This is a genomic window from Pigmentiphaga litoralis (genome assembly GCF_048632615.1).
Lineage (GTDB): Bacteria > Pseudomonadota > Gammaproteobacteria > Burkholderiales > Burkholderiaceae_B > Pigmentiphaga > Pigmentiphaga litoralis_B.
Genome location: NZ_CP184479.1, coordinates 176621 through 193637, shown reverse-complemented (window position 1 = coordinate 193637; position 17017 = coordinate 176621). Strand labels below are relative to the sequence as shown.

The 17017-nt window shown below is 63.9% G+C and carries 18 protein-coding genes; 13 read left to right on the top strand and 5 right to left on the bottom strand.

From position 1 onward, the window contains the following. Positions 1 to 12 precede the first annotated feature (12 nt). Complete coding sequence (locus tag ACNANG_RS00955; protein ID WP_420225611.1) at positions 13 to 699, bottom strand: GntR family transcriptional regulator; 687 nt, start codon at positions 697 to 699, stop codon at positions 13 to 15. 31 nt (positions 700 to 730) lie between these two features. After that, positions 731 to 2269, bottom strand: a complete 1539-nt coding sequence (locus ACNANG_RS00950) for an amidohydrolase family protein (RefSeq protein WP_420225610.1) — start codon at positions 2267 to 2269, stop codon at positions 731 to 733. A 405-nt stretch (positions 2270 to 2674) separates the two neighbouring features. On the opposite strand from ACNANG_RS00950, the gene ACNANG_RS00945 reads away from it, so the two are divergent. From ACNANG_RS00945 to ACNANG_RS00900, 10 genes are all read left to right on the top strand, one after another. Then, entirely contained in the window at positions 2675 to 2872 is a 198-nt protein-coding gene (locus ACNANG_RS00945) for a hypothetical protein (RefSeq protein WP_420225609.1), read from the top strand. Positions 2873 to 2915: 43 nt separating this feature from the next. Beyond that, entirely contained in the window at positions 2916 to 3656 is a 741-nt protein-coding gene (locus ACNANG_RS00940; RefSeq protein WP_420225608.1) for an ABC transporter substrate-binding protein, read from the top strand. An 18-nt stretch (positions 3657 to 3674) separates the two neighbouring features. Beyond that, positions 3675 to 4589: an ABC transporter permease gene (locus ACNANG_RS00935; protein WP_420225607.1), complete on the top strand. Its 915-nt coding sequence runs from the start codon at positions 3675 to 3677 to the stop codon at positions 4587 to 4589. Next, the gene (locus ACNANG_RS00930; protein WP_420225606.1) at positions 4586 to 5413 is read left to right on the top strand and encodes an ABC transporter ATP-binding protein; all 828 of its coding nucleotides are present in this window, start codon (positions 4586 to 4588) and stop codon (positions 5411 to 5413) included. The genes ACNANG_RS00935 and ACNANG_RS00930 overlap by 4 nt, the downstream gene beginning before the upstream one ends. A 3-nt stretch (positions 5414 to 5416) precedes the next feature. Continuing rightward, positions 5417 to 6160: an ABC transporter permease gene (locus ACNANG_RS00925; RefSeq protein WP_420225605.1), complete on the top strand. Its 744-nt coding sequence runs from the start codon at positions 5417 to 5419 to the stop codon at positions 6158 to 6160. 60 nt (positions 6161 to 6220) lie between these two features. After that, positions 6221 to 7225 (top strand): FAD binding domain-containing protein, encoded by a 1005-nt coding sequence (locus ACNANG_RS00920; RefSeq protein WP_420225604.1) that lies wholly within the window; start codon positions 6221 to 6223, stop codon positions 7223 to 7225. After that, positions 7222 to 7743, top strand: coding sequence for a (2Fe-2S)-binding protein (locus ACNANG_RS00915; RefSeq protein ID WP_420225603.1), 522 nt, complete (start codon positions 7222 to 7224; stop codon positions 7741 to 7743). Before ACNANG_RS00920 ends, ACNANG_RS00915 begins: the two co-directional genes overlap by 4 nt. Continuing rightward, complete coding sequence (locus ACNANG_RS00910) at positions 7736 to 10090, top strand: xanthine dehydrogenase family protein molybdopterin-binding subunit (protein ID WP_420225602.1); 2355 nt, start codon at positions 7736 to 7738, stop codon at positions 10088 to 10090. Before ACNANG_RS00915 ends, ACNANG_RS00910 begins: the two co-directional genes overlap by 8 nt. 91 nt (positions 10091 to 10181) lie before the next feature. Further along, a complete protein-coding gene (locus ACNANG_RS00905; RefSeq protein WP_420225601.1) occupies positions 10182 to 10436 on the top strand; it encodes a helix-turn-helix domain-containing protein in 255 nt (84 codons plus the stop codon). Position 10437: 1 nt separating this feature from the next. After that, positions 10438 to 11778, top strand: a complete 1341-nt coding sequence (locus ACNANG_RS00900; RefSeq protein ID WP_420225600.1) for a type II toxin-antitoxin system HipA family toxin — start codon at positions 10438 to 10440, stop codon at positions 11776 to 11778. Between the two features lie 5 nt (positions 11779 to 11783). On the opposite strand, the gene ACNANG_RS00895 is transcribed toward ACNANG_RS00900, so the two are convergent. Together ACNANG_RS00895 and ACNANG_RS00890 are read right to left on the bottom strand one after the other, a co-directional pair. Next, a complete protein-coding gene (locus tag ACNANG_RS00895; RefSeq protein WP_420225599.1) occupies positions 11784 to 11921 on the bottom strand; it encodes a hypothetical protein in 138 nt (45 codons plus the stop codon). A gap of 148 nt (positions 11922 to 12069) precedes the next feature. Then, positions 12070 to 12795 carry a GntR family transcriptional regulator gene (locus ACNANG_RS00890; RefSeq protein ID WP_420225598.1) on the bottom strand — a complete coding sequence of 242 codons (726 nt, stop codon included), beginning with the start codon at positions 12793 to 12795 and terminating at the stop codon, positions 12070 to 12072. A gap of 104 nt (positions 12796 to 12899) precedes the next feature. On the opposite strand from ACNANG_RS00890, the gene ACNANG_RS00885 reads away from it, so the two are divergent. From ACNANG_RS00885 to ACNANG_RS00875, 3 genes are read left to right on the top strand one after another with little or no spacing between them, the layout of a single operon-like run. Then, positions 12900 to 14321 carry an aldehyde dehydrogenase gene (locus tag ACNANG_RS00885; RefSeq protein WP_420225597.1) on the top strand — a complete coding sequence of 474 codons (1422 nt, stop codon included), beginning with the start codon at positions 12900 to 12902 and terminating at the stop codon, positions 14319 to 14321. A gap of 16 nt (positions 14322 to 14337) precedes the next feature. Beyond that, the gene (locus tag ACNANG_RS00880; protein WP_420225596.1) at positions 14338 to 15237 is read left to right on the top strand and encodes an NAD(P)-dependent oxidoreductase; all 900 of its coding nucleotides are present in this window, start codon (positions 14338 to 14340) and stop codon (positions 15235 to 15237) included. Between the two features lie 56 nt (positions 15238 to 15293). Further along, entirely contained in the window at positions 15294 to 16274 is a 981-nt protein-coding gene (locus ACNANG_RS00875) for a tripartite tricarboxylate transporter substrate binding protein (RefSeq protein ID WP_420225595.1), read from the top strand. Positions 16275 to 16315: 41 nt separating this feature from the next. On the opposite strand, the gene ACNANG_RS00870 is transcribed toward ACNANG_RS00875, so the two are convergent. Beyond that, entirely contained in the window at positions 16316 to 16774 is a 459-nt protein-coding gene (locus tag ACNANG_RS00870; protein ID WP_420225594.1) for a DUF2147 domain-containing protein, read from the bottom strand. Positions 16775 to 17017 lie beyond the last annotated feature (243 nt).

Below are 17017 nucleotides of genomic sequence, written 5' to 3'. Positions count from 1 at the left end.
AGAGGAGGGCGTTCAGCGCTTGAGCAGACGAGACAGGACGTTGGTCAGCGTGGCGTCGATGTGCACGGCCATGGCCGTGCGCGCCTGCGCGGCATCACCGGCCGCCAGGGCGTCGAGCAGGTCCAGGTGCTGCGCGACCGATGCCCGGAAGTCCTGCGGCGTGGGCGGTGTCGCGAACAGCATCGATTTGCGGCGCAGGTCTTCGATCAACCTGGCCATGGTGTCGTTGCCGCACGCGGCGCAGACGGCGCGATGCAGCTCGAGGTCGAGCGTGACGCGTTCATGGTTGTCCGGACGCTCGGCCTGTGCAAGCGCGGTCAGCCTGACCCGCAGGCTGTCGAGCACACCGGCATCCATTGCGCCGGCAGCCAACCCGGCCGCCTCGGCCTCGAGCACTTTGCGGATCTTGAGCAGATCCAGGAATTCTTCCAGCGTGATGCGCCGCACTTCCAGCACACCCCGGCTGCGCAGAATGAAGCCTTCGCCTTCCAGCCGGCGCAGGGCTTCACGCAGCGGCGTGCGCGACACGCCCAGTTGCAAGGACAATTGCCGCTCCGAAATCGGCCGGCCCAGCGGTATTTCATGCTTGAGCACCATGTCGTGCAGCTGCGCGTGTACCCGCGCCACCAGCCCGCCGGGCTCGAAAGATGAGTCGGCGTCGTCTTCCAGCGGCGCCGGCTCCTGGACCAGAAAGGTCATGTTCACATCCTTGGTTTCAAGCCTGCGATCCTCATCGCAAGCGGGGCAGACGTTCGATACCGACGTCCGCCGCATCCATCATCTCTTGGGCTTCGTCCAACCACGGCTGTAGTGTAGCCACCCGTTTCGTGATGGCGTCGAAGTCCTTCCTGAAGGTCGGCATGATCGCTTCGACTTCGGCAAACACCGCGGCTTCATCGACCGACGTCACGCGCCGGTCGCGCACGACCCAGTTGCCATCGACCATTACATGCCGCACGGCGCGGCCGCCTTCGATGTTGACCAGCTGGCGCGCCACGCTGTTCAGCGGCACGAAGCTCGGGTCCGACAGATCCAGAATCGACAGGTCGGCCTTGAAGCCTGGCGCAATGCGTCCGATCAGGTGACCGAGCCGCGCGCCTTGCGCGCCGCCTTCGGTGGCGGCCTTCAAGGCTTCCATGGCGGGGGGCGGGCCCTTGCGCAGATCGCTGACCACCGCCAGCAGCGAGAACAGCTTCATGGCCGCGTACATGTTCTGCGCGTCGGAGCAGCTGCAGTTGTCGCATCCCAGGCCGATCCGCACGCCAGCGCGCATCAATGATTTGATCGGCGGCAGGCCGCACTGCATCTTCAGGTTGCCCTGCGGATTTAACACGGTGCCGGCGCCGGTCTCGGCCAGGATGTCGATTTCGTCGGGGGCCAGCCATACGCTGTGCGCAAAGTTCATCTGCGGACCCAGGCAGCCTTCGGCATGCAGGCGCCGGATCAGCGATCCGCCGTACTGGCCCAGCTCCTGGCGCGCCGTCAAGGCCATGCCTTTGGATTCATAGATGTGCGAGTACACGGGCAGGTCGTACCGCCTGGCCATGTCCATGGTCCGTGCCATCAGGCCGGTCGTGCAGCGCTCCGGTGACGACGGTCCCAGCGCCCAATGCCGCCGCGCATGGCCGGGCCCCTTCAGGCAGTTCTGCTCGAAGTAGTCGAGCAGATCGAACTTCTTTTCGGGCTCGGCGGCGCTTGATAGCAGGTGGTGGTATTCGGGCGGGAAGACATCCTTCCAGAACGGCACGGTGTCCAGGCCCTTGCGATCCCCGTACTGCAAGGCAAAGACCACGCGGATGCCGACGTCTTCATAGGCCTGGATCACGGTGTCCAGATGGTCGGGATCGAACGGGTAGAGCGTCAGCATGTCCTGCACGGTGGTCATGCCTGAGCGCAGGCATTCGAGCGCGCCGAGCATCGTGCGCGCGCGCAGCTCCTCTTTCGAGCGAGGCGGATATTGTGCGGGCAGGGCATACAGACGCCACTGTTCAAGTGGCACCTGCTCCAGCGTGCCCTTCGCAAGCACGTCGTGCGAGTGATAGTGCGCGTTGACGAAGCCGGGTAGGACCAGATGGCCGCGCGCGTCCAGCGTCTCGGGCGGGACCTGACCCGGACGCAGGCCATAGGCCGGAGCGACCCCGATGATCGTGTCGTTTCTGATCGCGATGTCCGCCACCGACGGCTGGTGCCAGTCCGTGTCCGGCGTCAGGACGCGGGCATTCGCAATCCAGAGTGTCGTGTCCGCGGGCAGCGGGGTCGATTGGGGCATTGGAAGCCTTTTCGTGACGTAAAACGATCAAGTGCGAATCTGTATTCGAGCGGTATACCACCTTAATGTCAGTCGGATGCAAATCGCATGCCATTGCGTTAGCCAGGCGTGCTGACTGTCTTATCGCTAGTTCAATAAATAAATGCACCGGGTTCTAGCTTAAATGCTGCATAAGCGTGCTTGTGACTCCCATTTCGGTGCAGAGACCGTTTGACCTTCTGTCAGCTTCGCCAAGGAAGCTAATGGCTAACCATAAATGGCATGCATGTTGCATTAGGTGAGCTTCATGCCGGTATACGTACGTAATACCAGCCGAGGCCTGCCACGTCGGCCGCGCCGCACGTCACGCTGTCGTTCCACCTTGCCGCCCGGTTCCCCGGGCCAACCATCCACACAGAGGTACGCATGAAGCTGCTGAATATCGTCGGGATTGCACTGGGTGTCGCGTTGACGGGAAGCGCGGCCCACGCGCAAAGCGTCGGAAAGATCCGTATCGCCGAAGCCGATTCGTTTTCGGCCGAAGACCTTCCCCAGCTCATTGCCTATGCGCGCGCCAAGCAGCGCGGCGTCGAGATCCAGAGCAACGGCGCTGAAATCGGATGACATTGCTTTCCAGGCGGTACTGAACGGACAGATGGACATGGGAGTGGGTGACTCCTACGAGGCCATCAACAATCTGAAGGCGCCCATTCGCAACATCTATCAGATCCGGAAGCTGGCGTACGTGCCGGTCGTGGACAAGACCGTGTATCCGGACTGGAAGTCGCTGAATGGCCAGACCTTCGTCGTGCACTCGCGCGGCTCGGGCACCGAGACGATGGCGCAGATCATGGAAAAGAAGTCGGGCATCAAGTTCGACAAGATCAGCTACGTGCCCGGTTCGGAAGTGCGTGTCGTGGCCATGCAGCGCGGCAACATCAAGGCCACGTATCTGGACCTCACCAGCTCCAAGGTCTTGATCGACAGCGATCCGAAACGCTTTGGCGCATTGCCGGTGCAGGACCAGGACGCCAGCGACTCGACCTTCTACGTCAGCACGAAGTTTGCCGAAGCCAATCCGCGCGCCGTGCAGATCCTGCTTGAAGAATTGCTGAAGGCCGCCAAGGCCACCGCAGCGGATCCGTCGTGGCCCGCCGCGCAGCGCAAGGAACTGAAGCTGCTGCCCGACCTTGCCGACAAGGAAGTGGCCGAGATCACGCCGTATTTCACGCGCGCCGTGGCCGCAGGCATCTTCCCGGTCGACGGGGGCGGAAAGACCGCCGCGCAGGCCGACGTGGACTTCCTCACGCTGGCCGGCAAGCTCAAGTCGGACACATCGGGCGGGCTGGATGCGTACTGGGATTTCAAGCCGCTTGAGGCCGCCAGCAAGGCCGTGGGCGCCAAGTAAAGCCATCGAGTGGACACCATGTCGCACACCCTCGTTGCAGGCGCACCCGGCGCTTCCGTGCAGGCCAACGGACCTGGCCTGGCCGTGGGGACGCCGGGGTGCGCCGCTGCGGGCACGCCTGCCTCGGCCTCCCCGCCGGCACCGGCACCGTCGGCGCATGCGTCGCCCTGGCATCGGCATGCGCCCCTGCTATGGAAGCTGGCGTCGTTCGCGATCTTCTTTGGCCTGTGGGAAATCGCTGGCCGGATCCCGATCAGCCTGGCCTTTCCACCCTTCTCGAAAGTGGTGGTTGCGATGTTCAACCTGTTGGCCAGCGGCGAACTGATCAAAGCCTATGCGAATACGTTGCCACCACTGATCGCAGGCCTGGTTATCACCGCGGTGCTGGGCGTAGCGTGCGGTATTGCCATGGGCCTGTCGCGCCTGACCGAGTGGGCGTTGTATCCGGCCATGGTCATCATGCAGACCGCGCCGATGGCGGCGATCATTCCGCTGATCACCTTTCTGTACGGCATCGGCATCACTGCCAAGATCATTGCCGTGGTCATCCTGTCGCTGCCCATGGTCACCATGAACTGCTACAGCGGCATCCGCCAGACCAACGCGTCATTGCTGGAGATGACCCGGTCCTTCATGGGAACGCGGCGTCAGCAGGTCACCAAGATCATTCTGCCGCATGCCAGCGGAATGATCTTCGCGGGCCTGCGCCTGGGCATTTCGGGCGGCTTCATTGGCATCGTCCTGGCCGAATTGTTGATTACGCCAACCGGTATCGGCGACACCATCAGCTACTACCGGTCGGTGGCGCGGTATCCCGAAATGTTCGCCGCGATCGTGTCCATCATCGTGCTTGCCACGCTGGTGCTGACCTCCTTGCAACTTATCGAGCGCCGGGTGTTCAAGGCGCTTGGACAGCAGCACACGCAGACATGACACAGACTTCCTTGCTCGCGACCGCGCCAGCGGCGCCATCCCAGCCGTCGCAACCGGTCACGCCGTCCCATCCGATCATCAAGTCGCTCGGCATTACCATGCGCTACCCGAATGGCGTGCTGGCCCTCGAGAATGCCACGCTGGACATCCCTCGCGGAGAGCTCGTGACCTTGCTGGGTCCGTCCGGTTGCGGCAAGACCACGCTGCTCAAGATCATTGCGGGACTGATCACGCCGACGTCGGGCGAGATCCGCGTGAACGACAAGACGGTGTACGGGCCGGGTCCGGACCGCGCGTTCGTGTTCCAGGATTTCGCGCTGATGCCCTGGGCCACCGTACTGCGCAACGTGGCGTTCGGCCTGGAATTGCGCGGCACGCCGCGCGCGGAACGCGAGGCCAGTGCCCGCCATTACATCCGGGAAGTCGGCCTGGCCGGCTTCGAAGACAAATATCCCAACGAGCTTTCGGGTGGCATGCGGCAGCGGGCGGGCCTGGCCCGTGCCCTGACGGTCGATGCCGACGTGTTGCTGATGGACGAGCCGTTCTCCGCCATCGACGAACAGATGCGCCGCAAGCTGCAGGAAGACCTGTTGTCCTTGCTGCGGGTGGAAAAGAAAACGGTCATCTTCGTGACCCATTCGATCGAAGAAGCGGTGTACCTGTCCGACGAGATTGTCTTGTTGACCCGACATCCAGGCAAGGTGGTCAAGACGATCCGCCCCGGCCTGGACCGCAACGCCAGCCCTGACGACATCCGCCGCGACCAGCGCTATCTGGATGCGGTCGACGATATCTGGTCCCAACTCAAACAGTATCTGGCCTGACCCATGGTCAAACCCAAATCCATTCTGCTGTCCTTGCTGGCTTGGGCAGTGCTGTGGGAATTGGCGGCGCGCTATGCGGCGTCCGACATGTTCCCGCCGCTGTCCCACGTCGTCGCGACGGCCTTCAGCCTTGTGCAGTTGCAATCATTCAAGGATGCCATCGTCATTACCGCCAGGGCGTTCGCCACGGGCATGGCGCTGGCCATCGTGGTGGGCGTGCCGGTGGGCGCGTTGATGGGGCGCTTCAAGCCAGTCGATCGCATCCTGAACGTGTGGGTCAACATCTTCATCGCCGCGCCGCTGACCGCCGTCGTGCCCGCGCTGATGCCCATTCTCGGCATAGGCGAAACCACGGTGGTCGCCACCGTATTCCTGTTCGCGGTGTGGGTCATCATCATCGATACCCGCGAAGGCATGGTCGGCATCAACCGGTCCTTGCTGGAGATGGCGCGCAGCCATGGCGCGACGAGGTGGCAGATGTTCTCGAAGATCATGCTGCCGTCGGCCATGCCCGAAGTCATGACGGGCATCCGGCTGAGCGTGGTGCGCGGTATCAAGGGCGTGATCATCGGGCAGATCGTGGTGGCCGTGGTCGGCCTGGGCGAGCTGTTCGACACGTACTTGCATGGCTTCCAGATGGACCGCTTCTGGGCTTTGGTCATGATTGTGTTCCTGCTGGGCATGACGTTGATGGGCGCGGTCGGCCTGGTGGAACGCCGGCTGACGCGCCATGCCAAGGTGCGGTGACGGAGTGGCGGAACGTGACGTCGGCGACTCGGTAACGCCTGGAATCATTAAACCGGCGCCATGAAGCTTGCTCCCATCCTATACGTGCGGCCACGCAGCGAAGCCGAACTGCTGGACGCACTTGGCCGGTATGGCGCCGATGCCGCCGTGCTGGCAGGCGGGCAAAGCCTGATGCCGGAACTCGCGCTGCGGACCCGCGCCGTCAAGGTAGTAGTGGATATCAACCATCTGCCGGGTGCCAATAGGATTGCGTTGCGCTGGGCGGCGGGCAGCGCAGGGCAGATGGAATCCCTGGCTGCGCCTGCCGATTCATTGGGGCAGTGGCCCGACGGCATGTTGCACATTGGGCCGCTGGTGCGCCATGGCGACCTGCTCAGACATCCACTGGTGCAACGGTACGCCCCGGCCTGGGCGGCCGCCGCCGCGCATATTGGCAATGTGGCTGTCCGGAACCGCGGTACGGTCTGCGGGTCGTTGGCCTACGCCGATCCGGGCGGCGAGCTTCCGTTGATCGCGGTGGCGTCGGCCGCGCGGGTTTGCCTGCGTTCATCGTCGGGCGTGCGCGAGGTGGCCGCCGGGTCGTTCTTCGCCGGCGCGTTTTGCACGGTGCGCCGTCACGACGAGTTCGTCGCTGGCATCCATGTACCAGCGGCGGGACCCAACAGTTTTCACTTCTTCGATGAAATCGCCAGACGGCCTACTGCGCCCGCTTTGGCGAGCATCGCATTGTCCGTTAATCCGATAATCGGTCAGGCACCGTCGGTGCGCATCGCCGTGGGCGGTGTGTCGGATCGGCCTCGCTTGCTGTTGGCGACCGGGGAGGATGTCTCGCAGGCGTTGCGGGGCATGGCGGAAAGGCAGAGCGGCGCGGAGGGCGTGGGCATCGCCCTGGATGTCGACGCCATCCATGCGGCGCTGCGCGCCGAGCTGACACCGTTGGTCGAACGTGACGACGCCGTCTACCGTTTGCACTTGGCTGCTACCCTGCTGACCCGTGCGGTGGCTGCGCTGCGTGCGTTCTTGGACCTTCCTCCAGCCATGCCCTATCCCGGCCCTCTGACATGACCGCATTCACCCCGATGACTTTCGACGAATCCACCTTGCGCCTGCGCTGTACGGTCAACGGCAAGATGCGCTCGCACGACGTGCCGGTACGCATGACGCTGGCCGATTATCTGCGTGATGTGCTGCGCCTGACGGGCACGCACCTGGGCTGCGAGCAGGGACAGTGCGGCGCATGCACCGTCCGCGCCAATGGCGAGGTAGTGCGCGCCTGCCTGATGCTGGCCGTGCAGGCCGAAGGCATGCGCATCGACACGATAGAAGGCTTGAACGCCAGCGGGGAACTGGCCGACCTGCAGGACGCCTTCTTTCGCCATGCCGCCTTGCAGTGCGGCTTTTGTACGGCAGGTATGCTGATCACCGCCGACGATGCACTGCGCAGCAACCCCGCCATCACACGCGACGGGGTGCGGGCCGCGTTGACCGGCCAGTTATGCCGGTGCACCGGATACCACGCCATTGTCGATGCCGTGGTCGATACGGCCAGCCTGCGTCGCCGCGCCGGAGAGATCGATGCGTGAACCCGCGGCGACTGCTCTTGGCCAGGGCTTGTCGTCGCCGCGTAACCGCCGCCTGCTGGCCGGCCGCGGCCGCTATGTGGCCGACCTGCCGTTTCCGGGCAGCCTGCATGCCGCCTTCCTGCGCAGCCCCTGGGGCCATGCGCGGATCGTCGGCATCGACGTTGAAGCCGCTCGCGACATGCCGGGCGTGGCTGCGGTCCTGACCGGGGCCGACATTGCCCGCATCTGTCAAGGCTATCGCGGCGCAACCGCCGCATTCCCCGGCCTGCAGGCGCCTGTGCAGCACCCTTTGGCCATCGATATCGCGCGATGGCACGGGGAACCGGTCGTCATGGTCCTTGCCGACAGCCGTGCGCAGGCCGAAGATGCCTGCGCGCGGGTGGTCGTGCAGTGGGACGAACTGCCGGCGTTGACCGACCTACAGGCCGCACTTGCCGCGCCGCCCATGCATCCCGACTTGTCCAGCAACCTGGTGCTGCATCTGGATCAGCAGTCGGGTGAGCCCGACGCCGTGTTCGCCGCCGCCGCTCACGTCGTTGCATGCGACTTCGCCTTCAATCGGCATACTGGCGTCCCCATGGAAACCCGCGGCCTTGTCGCTGAATTCGAACCTGGCGAACGACGGCTGACCGTCCACCTGAGCCATCAGTGCCCGCATCAGATGCAAGAGGAATACGCGACCCTGCTCGGGCTGGACGCCCATCGCGTACGAGTCATCTGCCCGGACGTGGGCGGGGCGTTTGGCATCAAGCAGCAGCTCTACGGTGATGAACTCGCCGTGTGCGCCGCAGCCGTCCTTCTTGGGTGCACCGTGCGTTTCATTGCGGATCGCAACGAATCGATGCTCTCGGATATCCAGGCGCGCGAACATCGTGTGGCGGGCAAGCTGGCCGTGGATGCGCAGGGCAGGCTGCTCGCCTTCCAGGTGCAGGACGTGTACGCGATCGGGCCGTATTCGCAATATCCGAGGTCCAGCCTGGGCGAGCCCCGCGCCATCCTGGGCCTGTGCGGCGCGCCGTACCGATTCGAGGCTTTTGCGGCATCCGCCGACATCGTCTTCCAGAACAAGGGCATGGCGGGACATTACCGCGGCGTGGGCCATCCGCTCGCATGCGCCGTGACCGAGGCCTTGATCGACGAGGCCGCGCGCGCCTGCGGCATCGACCCGATCGAAGTCCGCCGCAATAACTTTCTGCAGCCCGCCGATTTCCCCTATGTCTCGCCCACCGGCACCCGCTTCGAACGCCTGGCCTTCACGCAAAGCCTGGCCGCGCTTGAAGCGGAGGTGGACCTGCCCGCCCTGCGCGCAACCATCGCCTCCGCGCGCGCGTCAGGCCGCATCCAGGGCCTGGGCATCGCCGCCTTCGTGGAACAGACGTCGCGCGGCCCCTGGTTCTATGGGCAGGGCGAACAGGCCGTGTCTAGCCGGGACGGGTGCACATTGCGCCTGGAACCGTCCGGTCACTTCCGCTGTATTTCCAGCGTGACCGAGCAGGGGCAGGGCACCGAGATGGGCGTACGGCAGGTCGTGGCGCACGGACTGGGCGTCGCGACCGAGCGCGTGGACGTGCTGACCGGCGACACGGCCGTCACGTCGCATGGCGGCGGGACCTGGGGATCGCGGGGCATGGCGATCGGCGGCCAGGCGGCATTCGACGCCGCTGTCCTGTTGCGTAAAGAGATCCTGCAACTGGCTGCGATCCTGCTCAAGACCGAAGCCGACATGCTTGACCTTCGCAACGACCAGATTGTGAGCGTCAACGATGGCGCGCCCCTGTTGGACTTGCGTGCGCTGGCCGAAGCGGCCCACTTCCGCCCCTACGAATTTGGCGGCATCCAGCCGCAACTGATGGCCAGCACCACCTACGGCCCGCTCAAGCAGCCGTTCCGGTGCGGCACCGGCATCCAGCTGTCACACGTCGACGTGGATCCCGGCACGGGCCAGATCCGACTGCTCCGTCACATCGTCGTCCACGAAGCCGGCCGTGTCGTCAATCCTGTCTTGGTCAACGAACAGGTGCGCGGCGGCGTGGCGCAGGGGCTTGGCGCGGCGTTGATGGAGGAATGCGCCTACGATGCGCGCGGCCGTTCGCTTGCGTCCTCTCTCGCCAGCTATGACCTGCCCATGGCGGTGGATCTTCCGGATATCGAGCTGATCCATGCCGAAAGCCCGGCGTTCACCGATGACGGCCTTGGCATCGTGGGGGTGGGCGAGGCGGGAACCGTCGGCGCGGCGGCGGCTGTAATGAACGCGCTCAATGATGCGCTGGCGGCCATGGGCGGTGGCCGTGTATGCACGCTGCCCCTCAAGCCCGAGCAAGTGCTGCGTGCGATGGGTACGCTTTGACCGTTGGCCCTTAGCTGCAAAACGAATATTTCCCATTTATTCGTATATCAGGTAAATTGCGTTTACTTGTATTGCAGGTAGGGCCAAAAACATGTCCCGTCACGTTTTGATCACTAGCGCGCAACTCGGCCTGGAGCTTCAAGCCTCCCGGCGCGCAATGGGGCTAACCCAGGCTGACATTGGCACCCAAATTGGGCTGAGCCAGTCTCGAGTGTCGCACCTCGAACTCCATCCGGAACAACTCAGCGCTGAACAACTGCTTGCCTGGTGCGCGGTGCTGGGGCTGGAATTAAGCATCGGGATGCGGCATACCACCGCATCGGCACCACCGGCAACGGACTGGTGACATGGGGCGCAGCTCACACAGCCGAACCCTGTCGTTATGGACGAACGGCGTGCGCGTCGGGCGTTGGACGATTCCTGCGCGTGGCGCGCCGGAATTACAGTACGACGTGGATTGGGTAGGTGCGGACGTCGGACGCCCGCTGTCGCTTTCACTGCCGTTCAATCTGTCGAACGTTCCGATCAAGGGCGACCAGGTCGTCAACTATTTCGACAATCTGCTGCCCGATGGCGACGCCATCCGACGTCGGGTCGCCGACCGCTTCAAGACCGAATCGACGGACGTATTCGACCTGTTGAAAGCGGTTGGCCGCGACTGCGTCGGCGCCGTACAAATCCTTGGCGAGGACGAATCCCCCGAGGGTTTCGACCGAATAGACAGCGTGCCCATGTCTGAAGAGGACATTGAGCGGCACTTGATCGCGACCGTGTCGCCCAATGCATTTGGCGGGGCCTACGGACCTGACGCGGACTTCCGCCTCTCACTGGCTGGCGCCCAGGAAAAAACGGCGTTTCTGCGTTGGCAGGGTCAGTGGTGCGCGCCGCGCGGCACGACGCCGACCAGCCATATCTTCAAGCTTCCGTTGGGCCTGATGGGAGGACGGCAGGCGGACTTCACAACATCTGTCGATAACGAATGGCTGTGCTTGCGGATCCTGAAGGCGTACGGTCTCGACGTTGCCGACGCGCAGATCGAGACCTTTGGCGGACAGCGGGTCTTGGTCGTCGAACGATTCGACCGGCGCATGGCGCCCGATGGCCGATGGATGCTTCGTCTGCCACAAGAAGATTTCTGCCAGGTCGAAGGATGTTCCCCGCTACGCAAGTATGAGAGTGAAGGGGGACCTGGACTCAAAGCGTTGTTCGCGACGCTGCGGCGGTCGGTTAATGCCGAGTCGGATATGACGACGCTGATGACAGCCCAGATACTGTTCTGGATGCTGCGTGCGCCGGATGGTCATGCCAAGAACTTCAGCATCCGAATTCTGCCGCGTGGCGAGTTCAGGCTGACGCCCCTGTATGACGTCATGTCTGCGTACCCCGTTATGGGCAAGGGTGCTGCGCAATGGTCGCCGTTTGACATCAAGCTGGCGATGGCGTTGCTAGGCAAGAATCGCCACTACGCCATGCACGACATACAACGCCGCCACTTCAACACCACGGCGCAAAAGGTGGGCTACGCCGCCAGCGCCGAACCGCTCATTGAAGCGATCCTGGCGCGCACGCCGCAAGTCATCGCAGAGGTCAGCGCCGATTTGCCCAAGGGGTTCTCTCCTCAGATTGCCGACGTGATCTTGCAAGGCCTTGCCCAAGCCGCCGCGTCGCTTGAAAGCATGGCGCCCTGAACCTTTCAGCGCTCCATCAACATGTCGACAAACGCCGGCACCTTGGCGGGCCGGATCAGCGCATCCAGCGCCTGACCGGGCAGCGCTTTACGCCGGCGTATCGCGACCGCGTGCTGGCCGAACGCATGCAACGCGCCCAACAATTCATGCGCCAGTTCAATGTGCGCGGTGTGCCCGCGCTGGTTGTTGATTCTGGCAACCGCATGTCCCTGATAGACCTTGCTTCGACTTACGGGAACCCGTCAGCCTTGATCGGGCTGTTGAACGCGGGCTGAGGTTCGCCGCACCGCCTCAACGCACGCGATCGCCCTTCAGCAAGAACTTTTGCTCATACAGGTTGCGGGCATTGACCGTGTGCCGGCACGCCAGGTCGCGCAACAAGGCCCGATCCTGCGCCGCCACGGCTTCTACCATGGCATGGTGTTCTTCCTTGGCGACGCGAAGCGATGTCTCGTCCGACATGCCATACGCACGCGCCGGAAAACTGATCCAGTCGTGCAGGCGGATGGACTCGCTGATGTAAGGGTTGTCGCACAGCCCGTAGAAACGTCGATGGAACACCATGTTGGCGCGGTGGATCCGGATCAGGTCTCCGCTGTCAACGGCCTCCGCGTGTTCGGCGGCGGCGAGCCTGAGGCGATCCAGCCGGTCGGGCGCGACCGGCAGCGGAAAGGCATCCACGGCTGACACATGAAGGATGTTGCGAAAGTGGTGGAGCCGGGCCAGTGACTCTGCCTCGAACCGGCGCACGCGCGCGCCGCGATGCGGCTGCTTGACCACCACGCCGAGCCTGCCCAGTTCGCTCAACGCCGCGCGCACCACGTGGCGCTTGGCGTCGTAGTCTTCCATCAGATGATCTTCGATCAGCCACACGCTGGGCAGCAGGTGGCCACGGATGATGTCCACTTCAATGGCTTCGATCACCGCGACGACTGCCGGGGGCAGTTCGGTATGGTTGCGATCGTCATCGATCGGCGGGGCATTCCGCCGGGATCTGCGCGGGGTGGCGGTCGTCATGGTTTGATTATCAATAATTTTGGTGAAAAGCTTTTCGACATTGCGGTCGTTGTAATCCACAAGCATCTGCCTAGACTAGGCGGCACTTGAGGAGACAGGCCAACATGCCGGAACAGTTGATCAGCATCAATCCCGCAAACGGAAAGGAAGTCGCGCGCGTTGCCGTCACCAGCAACGACGAATTGAACGCCGCCGTCGATCGTGCGTGGCAGGCGTTTTATACCAGTGGCTGGCGCGAGATGCTGCCCCACAAGCGGGCACGGGTGCTCTACCTGATTGCCGACGCGATCGAAAAGGAAAAGGACAGCCTGGCCCGCCTGCAGATGCAGGACAACGGCAAGCCCTTGGGCGAATGCCGTGGCATGGTCGATTCCGCCATCGGCACGTTCCGCTATTACGCCGGCGTGTGCGAAACGCTGGAAAGCAGTGTGACCCCTTCGCGGTCGGACTACCTGTCCTTTACCGTTCTCGAACCCTTCGGTGTCGTGGCGGCCATCACGCCCTGGAATTCGCCGATCATGAACGATGCCACCAAGGTGGCGCCGGCCCTGGCGGCGGGCAATGCCGTGTTGCTCAAGCCTTCCGAAGACTCGCCATTGCTTGCGCCTGAACTTGCCCGCATCGCACGGGAAGCGGGGCTGCCCGAGCATTTGTTGCAAGTCGTGCAAGGACGCGGCGCGGACATCGGCGCCGCACTGGTCGCGCATCCGGGCGTACGCATGGTGTCGTTCACGGGCGGGACCGTGTCGGGCCGCGCGATCGGTCGCGCGGCGGGCGACAAGCTGATTCCGGCCGCATTGGAATTGGGTGGCAAGTCGCCGCACATCGTGTTTGCGGATGCGGACAGGGAACATGCGGTAGCGGCCGTCGTTGCCGGCATCTTCGGGTCGGCCGGCCAATCCTGCGTGGCTGGATCGCGCCTGTTCATCGAAGCATCGGTTTATGACGACGTCCTGAGCCAGGTGGTGGACCGTGCCCGCGCCATCAAGGTGGGCATGCCGGACGAGGCGGGCGTCGAGATGGGGCCCCTGGCGTCGTTTCACCACCGCGAGCGCGTCATGGCCTTCGTGGAAAGGGCGCGGGCCGAAGGCGGGCGCGTCCTGTGCGGCGGCGCCGTGCCCGGCGACGGCGCCTTCGATAAAGGCGCGTTCTACTTGCCTACCGTCATCGACGGGCTCGACTTCCAGGCCGCCACATGCCAGGAAGAAGCCTTCGGTCCGGTGCTTGTGGCCTTGCCATTCAAGGACGAAGCCGATCTGGTGCGCCAGGCCAATGGCACCGCTTTCGGCCTGGCATGCGGCATCTGGACGGAAAGTTTCAAGCGCGCCTGGCGCATCGGCCGTGCCCTGGAAGCGGGGTCGGTCTGGATCAACACCTACAAACAATCGGTGACAAGCACGCCTTTTGGCGGCTTCAAGAACAGCGGTGTCGGGCGCGAAAAAGGCATCGACGGACTCAAGCTCTATGCGCAGGTCAAGAGCATGTACGTCGGCCTGCATGACCAGCCCATGGCCGTCGCCAAATAGTCAGGAATTCCCAATCATGCAAACAGACAAAGTCGCCATCTACGGCCTCGGCAACATGGGCTATCCGCTGGCCGAACGGGTCGGTCGCCACTTTCCTACTCAGGTATTCGACCTGGACACGGCGCAGCTGGGCCGGGCTAAAGAGGCCTTTGGCGCCGAACGCATCACGTCGCCCGAGATGCTGGCCGACACCCACATCATCGTGTTGTGCCTGCCGACGCCGGCGGTATCTCTGTCGGTATTGCGGCAGATCGCACCCCACCTGCCCGCGGGCGCCGTCGTGCTCGAAACCAGCACCGTCAATCCCGAACACATTCTGGCGGAGCAGGCCGTGGTCGAAGGCTTCGGCATCCATCTGGTCGATGCATCGATCATGGCGGGCGTGGGGCAAATGGTCGCCGGCACGGCCTCCTTGGCGCTGGGAGGCAACCCCGATGCGATCGCCAAGGCGCAGCCAGTGCTGGACGCCATTGCCAGCAAGCAGACGAACTTCGGCCCCTTGGGCGCCGGGGCTGCCGCCAAGGTCATCAACAACGCGGTGGCGCATGCCGTGATGGTGGTCGTGGCCGAAGCCGGCGCCCTGGCCACCGCGGCGGGCGTGGATAGCGGAAAGCTGATTGCGTTGCTGTCCGACGCGCAGATGGGCCTGCATCGCCCGCTGACCTACCGCTACGCGGATCGCATCATGAAGGGCGACTATGCAGGCGGCATGCCGCTGGATGCGGCGCGCAAGGACTCGGTGCTGGCGCTGCAACTGGCGCAGACGCTGGGCGTGCCGTTGTTCGCGATTCAGGGCTCGCACAGTGTGTATGACATGGGCGTGGCGGCAGGATACGGACGTGACGACTATGCCGCAGTCGCCAAGTTGTGGGCCGACTGGGGGTGCCCGACGGTCCCCGGGCCGTCCACCCACTGACGGTCCGCGCCAGCTGCGAGCAAAAAACCAAGATCGATAATCATCAGGAGACATCCATGACCCCCCACTTCACACGCCGCGCATTCAGCGCCGCGCTCGTATCTTCTTTCGCCATGGCGTTTGCCGCGCCGGCCCTGGCTGCGGACGCCAACAAGTGGCCCGCCGGCCCGATCGAAATCGTGGTCGGCTTTGCCGCGGGCGGCGGCACGGACATCACGGCTCGCACCGTCGCCCAGCATCTGTCCAAGAAATTGAACGTGCCAGTGATCGTGTCAAACAAGGCGGGTGCGTCGGGCGAAATCGGGCTGAGCTATGTGGCGCGTGCCAAGCCCGATGGCTATGTGCTGGGCATGACCAACATGCCGGGCCTGGTGTCTATTCCCATTGAACGCAAGGCGCGCTATCAGGCAAGCGACTTCACCTACATCGCTAACCTGGTGCGTGACCCCAGTGCCTTCAGTGTGCTGAACACCAGCAAGTACAAAAGCCTGGCCGATCTGGTCGCCGACGCCAAAGCCAATCCCGGCAAGATCAGCTACGGATCGACCGGCGTCGGCACGGACGACCACCTGGCGCTTGTGCAGTTCGAACAACTGACCGGCGTCGACCTGAACCACATCCCCTTCAACGGCGCCGGCCCGCTGCGCAATGCGGTGTTGGGCGGGCAGGTGGATGTCGGCGGAATGAACGTTGGGGAAGTCATGCCGTTCAAGGACAGGGTCACCGTCCTGGGCCAGGCAAGCGATGGCCGATCGCCGCTTGCCGAAGACGCGCGCAGCTTCAAGGAACAAGGCGTCAATCTGGTTTTTGCGTCCGAACGGGGCATTATTGCGCCAGCCGGCGTCCCGACTGAAGTGACGCAGACACTGACCCGCGCGCTGCGCGACATCGCCCAGGACCCTGAATTCATCAAGCAGACCCAGTCTCAATTTACCGAGATGGACTATGTCGAGGGCGCCGCATGGAAGACGCGGCTGGACAAGGCGACCGAGGGGTTCAAGAAGCTGTGGACCACGACGCCCTGGTCCGATAGCTGAGGCCACCCGCACTGACCAGGAAGGACGGGCGGCGACGGCAACTACCTGGCCCGCGTCCACGTCTGCGTTCGCCCGAAAGCAGGCACGCCGATATAGCCGCGCACTTCCAGCGCATTGCCTTCGCTGGTCAGCGTCATCCGGCTGCGGTAGGTCTTGCCGTTCTCGGGATCGAGAATGGTGCCGCCGACGTAGCTCCCGTCCTCCTCCCGGAACCCGCCCAGGATCTGCAGGCCAACAATAGGCGCGTTGCGCAACGCGCCTTCGCATTTGACGCAGGCGGGCGCCGGGTCGTCGCCCGGCTTCAGGAACAGCTTTTCTATCGATCCCTGCAACTGCCCGTTGACCGAGGTGATCCGGATCAGCGCCTTGGGTTCTTGTGTCGCGTCATCGACACTGGTCCACAGGCCTGCGGGGGAGGGCGCCTGGGCGTGGGCAGTCAGTACAAGCAGCAAGCAGCTTGTTGCGGTCGTCAACGACCAGGCGCGGGCGGGTAGCGTCATCGGTGGCTCGTAACAGGGTGGGCAGGTCCGCCATTCTGCCCGGGATCGTAGCTCCGCAGCAGCAGGAATGTGGCTGGCCGCGGTATTGCATCGAAGGTCTATTCCTGTGGGAACTACGGAATGCAAGCGCCCAAGGGCGCGCTAAGATCGCACGGTTTGCGCCGACGCAGGGCCGGCCTCTTGCATTCCGAGCCAGTCGCCACGTGTCCCTTCCCATCCCGCCCCCTCAGTCATCCTTACCCC